This window comes from Janthinobacterium sp. HH106, from assembly GCF_001758725.1.
Classification (GTDB): domain Bacteria; phylum Pseudomonadota; class Gammaproteobacteria; order Burkholderiales; family Burkholderiaceae_D; genus Janthinobacterium.
This window is the reverse complement of record NZ_LRIC01000033.1, coordinates 1-2,401: the sequence shown is the minus strand read 5'-3', so window position 1 is coordinate 2,401 and position 2,401 is coordinate 1. Positions and strand designations below refer to the sequence as shown.

Sequence of the window (2,401 nt, the reverse complement as noted above, 5' to 3'; positions counted from 1 at the left end):
ACCTGTGACCTTCGGGTTATGAGCCCGACGAGCTGCCAGACTGCTCCACCCCGCACTCGAATTATAAGGGCAAACGGGTGGCTTAGGCAATAGCTATCTCAACTTCGACTGCAATAGAGCTATTTAATTAAAATACATTAAAAAAGGTCAGCCAATTACCAGGTGGCATTGTGTCTGCCCGTCACGCCACAGAGCGCGCAATCGGTGTACAGTAAGCGTTACACTAGTCACCCATTTTCCGAAGCCAGCCCATGAAATTCTGCTCCGAATGCGCCCACCCTGTCAGCCTGTCCATTCCGGAAGGCGACAACCGTCCCCGCTATGTGTGCGCCAACTGCGACGCCATCCATTACCAGAACCCGAAAATGGTGGTCGGCTCGATTCCCGTCTGGGAAGAAGATGGCCAGTTGCAGGTCTTGCTGTGCAAGCGGGCCATCGAGCCGCGCCTCGGCTACTGGACCCTGCCGGCCGGCTTCATGGAAAACGACGAGACGACGTCCGACGCCGCCGAGCGCGAAACGGTGGAGGAAGCGGGCGCGAATATCGAACTGGGTCCCCTGTTTTCGCTGCTCAACGTGCAGCGCGTGCACCAGGTGCACCTGTTCTACCTGGCGCGCCTGCGCGACCTCGATTTCGCGCCCGGCATCGAAAGTCTGGACGTGCAACTGTTTACGGAAGCGCAAATTCCGTGGGACGACCTGGCCTTCCCCACCATCCGCGCCACCTTGGAACTGTTCTTTGCCGACCGCGTGAAAATCCGCGAAGGCGGCAGCTATGGTGTGCATACGGGCGACATCACGCGCCCGATGGCGCGCGCGGATGCCGAGTAAGCCCCCACCACCCGCCATTTTTGACGCCGCATGATTCCCTGGCTCGACATCCACACCCCGTTCCCCGAGGTCTCGCGCGCCCTGACCGACGAAGCGCCCGGCCTGCTGGCAGCCGGCGCCGACCTGTCGCCCGCGCGCCTGCTCGACGCCTACAAACACGGCATCTTCCCCTGGTTTTCCGAGGGCCAGCCCATCCTGTGGTGGAGCACCGATCCGCGCATGGTGCTGATGACGGCGGACTTCAAGGTCTCCGACAGCCTGGCCAAGGCCATCCGCAAGGTCGAGCGCAGCGCTGCCACGGACGGGCGCTGGCAGCTGCGCTTCGACGGCGATTTCGACGCCGTCATGCGCGCCTGCGCGGCGCCGCGCAAGGATGGCCCGGGCACCTGGATTTCCGACGAGATCATCGCCGGCTACACGGGCTTGCACAAGCTGGGCTACGCCCACTCGTCCGAGCTGTGGCTGGACGGCGAACTGGTGGGCGGCGCGTATGGCGTGTCGATCGGACGCATGTTCTATGGCGAATCGATGTTCGCCCGCGTCTCGGATGGATCGAAGATCGCGCTGGCCCACCTCGTGCGCTTTTTGCAGGCCCGCGGCGTGACCATGATTGACTGCCAGCAAGAAACGAAACACCTGGCCTCGCTGGGCGCGGCGCCCATTTCGCGCGCCCGCTTCCTGGCCCATGTGAGGAGCGCCATTGAAGCAGCGCAAATCACCGATTGGCATGCTGCGCCACCGGCGTAAAAAAGCTATGATAGCTCCAGGCACACCGCCAGGCACATTTCCATTGCTGCGGACAGACCAGACAGGATCAGCATGACGCACCTGAACGAACTACCGTTTGCCACCCTGCAGTTCTACACGACGGCACCGTATCCGTGCAGCTACCTGGACGACCGCCAGGCCCGCTCGCAGGTGGCCACGCCTTCGCACCTGATCAACAGCGACGTGTATTCGGAACTGGTGCGCAACGGCTTTCGCCGCAGCGGTATTTTCACCTACCGCCCGTATTGCGATGGCTGCCAGGCCTGCATCCCCGTGCGCGTGGTGACGCAATCGTTCACGCCCAACCGCAACCAGCGCCGCGCCTGGAACCGCCACGCCAACCTGCAGGCGGGCGTGGCCACTTTGTCCTTCCTCGACGAGCACTACGAACTGTATCTGCGCTACCAGAGCACGCGCCACGCGGGCGGCGGCATGGACCAGGACAGCCGCGACCAGTACGCGCAATTCCTGCTCCAAAGCCGGGTCAACACGCGCCTGGTGGAGTTCCGCGAGCCTGACGGCACCCTGCGCATGGTCAGCATCATCGACGTGCTGGCCGATGGCCTGTCGTCCGTCTACACGTTTTTCGATCCCGACGTGCCCGGCGCCTCGTACGGCACCTACAACGTGCTGTGGCAAATCGCCCAGGCGCGCGAACTGAACCTGCCTTACATCTACCTGGGCTACTGGATAGAACAAAGCCCGAAGATGGCGTATAAAATCAACTTCAAGCCGCTGGAAGCGCGGATCAAGGGACAGTGGGTGATCATGTAAGGTAGGTCGGATTAGCGCGCAAGTGCGTA

The 2,401-nt window shown here is 62.3% G+C and carries 3 protein-coding genes; all 3 read left to right on the top strand.

Going from position 1 to position 2,401, the window contains the following annotated elements:
* The first annotated feature begins 251 nt into the window (after positions 1 to 251).
* Positions 252 to 830: an NUDIX hydrolase gene (locus JAB8_RS14855; protein WP_034747557.1), complete on the top strand. Its 579-nt coding sequence runs from the start codon at positions 252 to 254 to the stop codon at positions 828 to 830.
* 30 nt (positions 831 to 860) lie between these two features.
* Positions 861 to 1,577 (top strand): leucyl/phenylalanyl-tRNA--protein transferase, encoded by a 717-nt coding sequence (gene aat, locus JAB8_RS14850; RefSeq protein WP_070290396.1) that lies wholly within the window; start codon positions 861 to 863, stop codon positions 1,575 to 1,577.
* A gap of 72 nt (positions 1,578 to 1,649) precedes the next feature.
* Positions 1,650 to 2,372 (top strand): arginyltransferase, encoded by a 723-nt coding sequence (locus JAB8_RS14845; RefSeq protein WP_070224525.1) that lies wholly within the window; start codon positions 1,650 to 1,652, stop codon positions 2,370 to 2,372.
* The last annotated feature ends 29 nt before the right edge of the window (positions 2,373 to 2,401 follow it).

Excerpts from the sequence above, each read along its gene's own strand:
- JAB8_RS14855 (WP_034747557.1), top strand. The coding sequence starts at position 252 with ATGAAATTCTGCTCCGAATGCGCCCACCCTGTCAGCCTGTCCATTCCG.
- aat (WP_070290396.1), top strand. The coding sequence starts at position 861 with ATGATTCCCTGGCTCGACATCCACACCCCGTTCCCCGAGGTCTCGCGC.
- JAB8_RS14845 (WP_070224525.1), top strand. The coding sequence starts at position 1,650 with ATGACGCACCTGAACGAACTACCGTTTGCCACCCTGCAGTTCTACACG.